This is a genomic window from Mesorhizobium sp. M1E.F.Ca.ET.063.01.1.1, from assembly GCF_003998155.1.
In the GTDB taxonomy this organism is placed as follows: Bacteria; Pseudomonadota; Alphaproteobacteria; order Rhizobiales; family Rhizobiaceae; genus Mesorhizobium.
In genome coordinates this window covers 1-5,544 of the sequence record NZ_RZSC01000386.1, presented here as the reverse complement: position 1 = coordinate 5,544, position 5,544 = coordinate 1, and the positions used below count along the sequence as shown (strand labels likewise).

Annotated in this window: 9 protein-coding genes and 1 pseudogene; 3 read left to right on the top strand and 7 right to left on the bottom strand. The window is 66.0% G+C overall.

The window, feature by feature from the left end; translation table 11 throughout:
- The 3 genes and pseudogenes from EOA29_RS23330 to EOA29_RS43850 all read right to left on the bottom strand — a co-directional run.
- Positions 1-284: pseudogene (locus EOA29_RS23330) on the bottom strand (RNA methyltransferase); the annotation flags it as partial.
- A 1-nt stretch (position 285) separates the two neighbouring features.
- Positions 286-1,368: a class I SAM-dependent rRNA methyltransferase gene (locus EOA29_RS23325; RefSeq protein ID WP_126091930.1), complete on the bottom strand. Its 1,083-nt coding sequence runs from the start codon at positions 1,366-1,368 to the stop codon at positions 286-288.
- A gap of 40 nt (positions 1,369-1,408) precedes the next feature.
- Complete coding sequence (locus tag EOA29_RS43850; protein ID WP_281059651.1) at positions 1,409-1,531, bottom strand: hypothetical protein; 123 nt, start codon at positions 1,529-1,531, stop codon at positions 1,409-1,411.
- Positions 1,532-1,612: 81 nt separating this feature from the next.
- On the opposite strand from EOA29_RS43850, the gene EOA29_RS23320 reads away from it, so the two are divergent.
- The 3 genes from EOA29_RS23320 to EOA29_RS23310 all read left to right on the top strand — a co-directional run bounded on the left by EOA29_RS23320 (position 1,613) and on the right by EOA29_RS23310 (position 3,200).
- Positions 1,613-2,314: a YafY family protein gene (locus EOA29_RS23320; RefSeq protein WP_126091931.1), complete on the top strand. Its 702-nt coding sequence runs from the start codon at positions 1,613-1,615 to the stop codon at positions 2,312-2,314.
- 71 nt (positions 2,315-2,385) lie between these two features.
- Positions 2,386-2,766: a VOC family protein gene (locus tag EOA29_RS23315; protein WP_126091932.1), complete on the top strand. Its 381-nt coding sequence runs from the start codon at positions 2,386-2,388 to the stop codon at positions 2,764-2,766.
- On the top strand, positions 2,763-3,200 hold the full coding sequence (locus tag EOA29_RS23310) for an EVE domain-containing protein (protein WP_126091933.1): 438 nt from the start codon (positions 2,763-2,765) through the stop codon (positions 3,198-3,200). The genes EOA29_RS23315 and EOA29_RS23310 overlap by 4 nt, the downstream gene beginning before the upstream one ends.
- On the opposite strand, the gene EOA29_RS23305 is transcribed toward EOA29_RS23310, so the two are convergent.
- From EOA29_RS23305 to EOA29_RS23290, 4 genes are all read right to left on the bottom strand, one after another.
- Positions 3,193-4,155 carry an ornithine cyclodeaminase family protein gene (locus tag EOA29_RS23305; RefSeq protein WP_126091934.1) on the bottom strand — a complete coding sequence of 321 codons (963 nt, stop codon included), beginning with the start codon at positions 4,153-4,155 and terminating at the stop codon, positions 3,193-3,195. The genes EOA29_RS23310 and EOA29_RS23305 overlap by 8 nt on opposite strands.
- A 28-nt stretch (positions 4,156-4,183) precedes the next feature.
- Positions 4,184-4,516, bottom strand: coding sequence for a DUF1049 domain-containing protein (locus tag EOA29_RS23300; protein WP_126091935.1), 333 nt, complete (start codon positions 4,514-4,516; stop codon positions 4,184-4,186).
- Between the two features lie 114 nt (positions 4,517-4,630).
- Positions 4,631-4,915, bottom strand: a complete 285-nt coding sequence (locus EOA29_RS23295; protein WP_027165368.1) for an integration host factor subunit beta — start codon at positions 4,913-4,915, stop codon at positions 4,631-4,633.
- Positions 4,916-4,995: 80 nt separating this feature from the next.
- The coding region (locus tag EOA29_RS23290) for a S49 family peptidase (RefSeq protein WP_189478964.1) at positions 4,996-5,544 on the bottom strand (549 nt) is incomplete at its 5' end.

Sequence of the window (5,544 nt, the reverse complement as noted above, 5' to 3'; positions counted from 1 at the left end):
TTTTCCGAGACTTCGAGCACGGTGCCGCCGGCGGCGACCGTGCGCGCCGCGACCTTTTCGACCGCCGCGTTGCCGCGCCCGGCCTTGGCGAAGACCAGCGTCCTGATCGACCAGCCGAGGTCGAGCGCGTCGATGACCAGCTTCAGCCCCTCGGCCATGAAGGCGTTCTGCTGGTCGCGGAACTTCTTCAGCGCCAGCGCCTTGATGTCCTTGACCAGCGGGTTGGCGAGGCTGGTGACTTCCTTGACCTGGCCGACCGGCCGGTGTCCGTCATACGCGACCATTTCAAGCCACCCAGCGCGAGAACAGCGAGGTCGAGAGCGCGCGGCCGACGGACTTCTCGCGGATGATCAATTCGCCGGATTCGACCGTGCCGCCCATGCCGGCGAAAGTGTCGCGCATCAGGGCATGGATGGCGAAGAAGGAGGCGCGAATCGAATAGGCTGTGAGAACCACGGCCAGCGGCTTTGGCGTCAGGATCGAGCGGCAAAGGTCAGTGAGCCCCGGCAGGTCCTCGAACAATTGCCAGACTTCGCCCTTCGGGCCGCGGCCATAAGCGGGCGGGTCGAAGAGCACGATGTCGTAGCGGCTGCCGCGACGCTCTTCCCGCTCGGCGAATTTCACCGCGTCCTCGACGATCCAGCGGATCGGCTTGTCGGCAAGGCCGGCCATCTCCTGGTTTTCGCGCGCCCAGCCGATCGCCTTCTTCGAGGCATCGACATGGGTGACCTCGGCGCCGGCGCGTGCGGCCACCAGCGAGGCAAGCCCGGTATAGCCGAAGAGGTTCAGCACCTTGACCGGGCGTTTGGCCGCGACGATCAGCCCGGCCATGTGGTCCCAGTGCGAGGCCTGCTCGGGAAAGACGCCGACATGACGGAACGAGGTGAAGCGGCCGAGATAGTCGATGCCGTCATGCTTCATCGGCCAGGTCTCGCCGAGCGGTGTTTTTGGAAAACGCCAGCGGCCGATGCCTTCCTCGTCGGTGTCGCCGGTGAAGATCGCGTCGGCGCGCTCCCATTCCTTTGCGGGAAGCGCCCGCTGCCAGATCGCCTGGCCCTCAGGGCGCACGATGCGGTACGGCCCATACTGCTCCAGTTTTTCGCCGGCGCCGCTGTCCAGCAGCGCGTAGTCGGCGTTGGGCGCGACTTCGAGGATCAGCGGCAGCCGCTCGGCGGGCAGCACACCGTCGCGGCGCGCAAGCACGCGCCGCGCCGGTTTTGCTTCCTGTCGATCCGCGGATTTCGTTTCGGTGCGTTCGCCGGTCGTCGACTGCGGCCGTGCAGGCGCGAACGTGTCGCGTTGGCGCGCCGGTTCCGATCGGGCCGGGTGCGGGCGGCTGTCGCGGCGTTTGTCGCGAAAGGATTTCAAGAACAAGCATCTCCGGCGGTTCGGCTCGCTTCTGCCACAGCTATGCCGGTCGGCGCAACAAACCATGCGCCCTTGCGAGGCTGAGCGCCGCGACCGTGGTGACAAGCACCGACCAGAACACCAGGAATCCGCGCATCTCCATTGGGAAGAACGGGGACGGCATGCGAGTGTTCCATATCGGCAAATAGCTTGCCGCGATGAGCGCCCCAGCCCTATCGTCCGCCCAATCCCGGATGGCAAACCGATGTCCCGTGCCGAACGTCTGCTCGACCTGATCCAGATCCTGCGCCGCCATCGCCGGCCGGTGAGCGGCCGCACGCTTGCCGGAGAGATGGGCGTCTCGATCCGCACGCTCTACCGTGACATCGCGACGCTGCAGGGGCAGGGCGCGCCGATCGAAGGCGAGGCGGGATTGGGCTATGTGCTGAAGCCAGGCTTCATGCTGCCGCCGCTGATGTTCACCGACGAGGAGATCGAGGCAATCGTGCTCGGCTCGCGCTGGGTGGCAAAACAGCCGGACAAGCGGCTGGCCGCGGCCGCCACGGATGCGCTGTCCAAGATCGCGGCGGTGCTGCCGGACGATCTGCGCGAGGACCTCGACGCCACGACGCTGCTCGTCGGGCCAAGTTCAGCGAGCGTCGAGGCGATCGATCTCGGCGTGGTGCGGCAGGCGATCCGCGAGGAGCGCAAGCTCGGCTTCCTCTATCGCGATGCCGGGGGCGCCGCGTCGGAGCGCATGGTCTGGCCGTTCGCGCTCGGCTTCTTCGACAAGGTGAGGGTGATGGTGGCGTGGTGCGAGATGCGCCAGGATTTCCGGCATTTCCGCACCGATCGCATGTCCCGCCTCACCGCCACGGACATCCGCTATCCGCGCCGCCGTCAGGCGATGCTCAAGGAATGGCGGGCGACGCTGGACACGCCGGGTCCAAAAAACTCGGTTGACTGATGACTGCTGCCAGAATCTGACAGCGGTATCGCGTACCGTCCTCAAGGTTCAAAACACCTTGGAGATCAGACATGTCCACGCCCAATTTCGTCATCCTCTATGTCGACAGCCCCGAGCGGAGCGGTGCGTTCTATGCCTCGCTGCTCGGACGCGCGCCCGTCGAGGCCTCGCCGACCTTTGCCATGTTCGTGCTCGACAAAGGCTTCAAGCTCGGCCTCTGGTCGCGCCACACTGTGGAGCCGGCAGCGGCCGCCGCGGGCGGAGGTGGCGAGCTGGTGCTTGCGGTCGAGGATGCGGCTGCGGTCGACGCCACGCATTCCGACTGGGCCAAGCGCGGTCTGAAGATCCTGCAGGCGCCGACCGACATGGATTTCGGCCGCACCTTCGTTGCGCTCGACCCAGACAATCACCGTCTGCGCGTCTACTGGCCGAACGAGGGAGCACAGGCATGAGCGCCTATTGGATCGCCGTCGCATCGGCCGAGCATGTGCGGATCGGCCGCCAGGGCGGCTTCATGCAGGTGAACCACGGCAAGGCGGCGCCGCTTCGCCGCATCAAGCCGGGCGACGGCATCGTCTATTACTCGCCGAGCACCGTGCTCGGCGAGAAAGACGGGCTGCAGTCCTTCACCGCTCTCGGCACGGTCCGTGAGGGCGAGGTCTATCAGGGCATCATGGGCGGCGGCTTCACGCCAGCGCGGCGCGATGTCGATTGGTCGGACGCCAAGGAGGCGCCGATCAAGCCGCTGCTCGACCGGCTGGACTTCACCGCCGGCAGGCCCAACTGGGGCTATCAGCTTCGCTTCGGGCTGTTCGAGATCGGCGAGCACGACTTTCGCCTGATCGGCGAGGCGATGGACGCCATACTCGCGGCTTCGGCTATTTGAGCGCCTTGTAGACGGCGATGCCGGCGGCGAGGTCCTCGAGCGCGGCGCCGACCGATTTGAACAGCGTGATCTCGTCGTCCGCCTGGCGGCCTTGTTTCTCGCCGCGCGCCAGCTCGTGCAGATCGGCAACGATTGCTTCCGGCTTCAGCACGCCGGAAGCCAGTGGCTGGACGATGTCGCCGGCCTCCTTGGTGGCGCCGGCGCGGGTGTCGACATAGACGCGGGCGCGCGAAATGGCGTCGTCGTCGCTTTCGCGCATCGTCGGCGTGAAGCCGCCGACCAGGTCGACATGAGCGCCCGGCTTCAGCAGCGCGCCCTTGACCAGCGGCGTTGTCGAGATCGTCGCCGACGAGACGATGTCGGCTTCGCCAAGCTCGGCTTCGAGGTTTCCGGCGGCCTCGGCCGGAAGGCCTTCGGCGCGGAGCGCCGCCGTGACCTTCTCGGCGTTGGCCGGCGTGCGGTTCCAGATGCGGATGGATTTGATGGGTCTCACCGCCGAGTGCGCCTTGGCGAGGAAGGATGACAGCGCGCCAGCGCCGACCACCAGCAGCTGCGAGGCGTCCTTGCGGGCGAGATAAGATGCGGCGAGCGCCGAGGCGCAGGCGGTGCGCCATTGCGTCAGCCGCTGGCCGTCGATCAGCGCTTGCGGTTCGCCGGTCACGCCGTCAAGCAGCAGATAGAGGCCCATCACCGCCGGCTTGCCGATGGCGTTGTTGTCGGGGGAAACGGTGACGATCTTGACGCCGATATGGCCTCCCGCCGAGGTGCCGGCGGCGTTGAAGTCGGTCCAGGCCGGCATCAACAGCAGCGTCGATGCGGCGCCATCCGGCCGCTCGATCGCGTGGTGATGGCGAACCGGCTGCACGGCGCCGTCGCGGAAGGCCGTGCGCAGCGTCTCTACCAGCCCGGGAAAGGTGAGCGCGCGATCGACCTCGGTGGCCGAGATGGTCAGCATAAAAAGCTCCGTGAAAGCGAGTTGCTGCTCAGTTTGTCGGCTTGGGCAGCGGCGGTCCTTTCGGCGCCGCGGGAGCACGGCTCACCGCCTGGCGCAGGTTCTCGGCCTCCAGGCCCCGCTGGCGCGCGAGCTTGCGGTAGCGGCCCTGCTTCACCCAGGTCGCCATGCTGCCGACGACCATGCCGACGGCTAAAGCCAGGAACAGGAAGATGAAGAGCGGCAGGTTCAGCGTCAGCGCCGGATTGCCGGGGTGGAACGGGTCAAGCGTGAAGGCGACCGGTCCGCGGTTGGCCACGGCAAGCGCGATCAGGATGATGGCCAGCGGCACGAAGACCACGACGAGCATGAAGCGATTGAACATCAGGTCTCCGTGGAGAAGCATCTTAAAGCGCGCATGTCTTTGTCCCGAAGCCGGTCTCCACTTTCGGGAGACATGCTCCAAGCGCCGGAACGTCGCTGCGATCCGGCGCGGCGCCTATTTGCCGCCGTTCAGCCTCTCGCGCAACTCCTTGCCGGTCTTGAAGAACGGCACCCACTTCTCCTCGACCTCGACGGACTCGCCGGTGCGCGGGTTGCGGCCGGTGCGGGCGGGGCGGTTTTTCACCGAGAAGGCGCCGAAGCCGCGCAGTTCGACCCTGTTGCCTTCGGCAAGCGCGTCGGTGATCTCGTCAAAGATCGCGCCGACGATGTTTTCGACGTCGCGCAGGAAAAGATGAGGGTTGCGCGCGGCAATGATCTGCACAAGTTCGGATTTGATCATGAGAACGTTCCCCGTAAACCACACAGCGGTCAAATTATCAGGATGATTTTATTGCTTTTTTGGTTCTTCCCGACAGCTTGTCAAGGGTGCCAGACCGAAACGAGACCGTCAAGGAACAAGCGGTCTGCGCCGAGCTCGTGAATGACATCGCCGCCGGCGTCCGGCAGGCCCAGCGCGTTGGCGACGGCTTTGGTCATGCTCCTCGGAAACAGGTAGCTGCGGCCCTCCGTGTTCTTCCACTCGACGACCTTGAGCTTGCTGTCGACGCCCTTGGTCGCCAGCCAGTCGATCGCCTCGGTCTCGCCGCCGACCGCGTCGACAAGGTGGTTGCCGAGCGCCTGGCGGCCGGTGAAGATCGAACCGTCGGCCAGCGCCTGCGCCTGCTCATGCGTCATTTTGCGCCGCTCGGCGACGATGCCGACGAACCAGTCATAGCTGTCGAGGATGAGCTTGCGCACCATGGCGCGCTCGTCGTCGTTGGTCGGCTTGAAGGGCGAGGGCGAGGCCTTGAGCGGCGAGGATTTCACTTCCTCGAGCTTGATGCCGAGCTTGTCCATCAGGCCGCTGACGTCGGGATACTGGATCAGCACGCCGATAGAGCCGACGATCGAGGTTTTGCGGGCCACGAT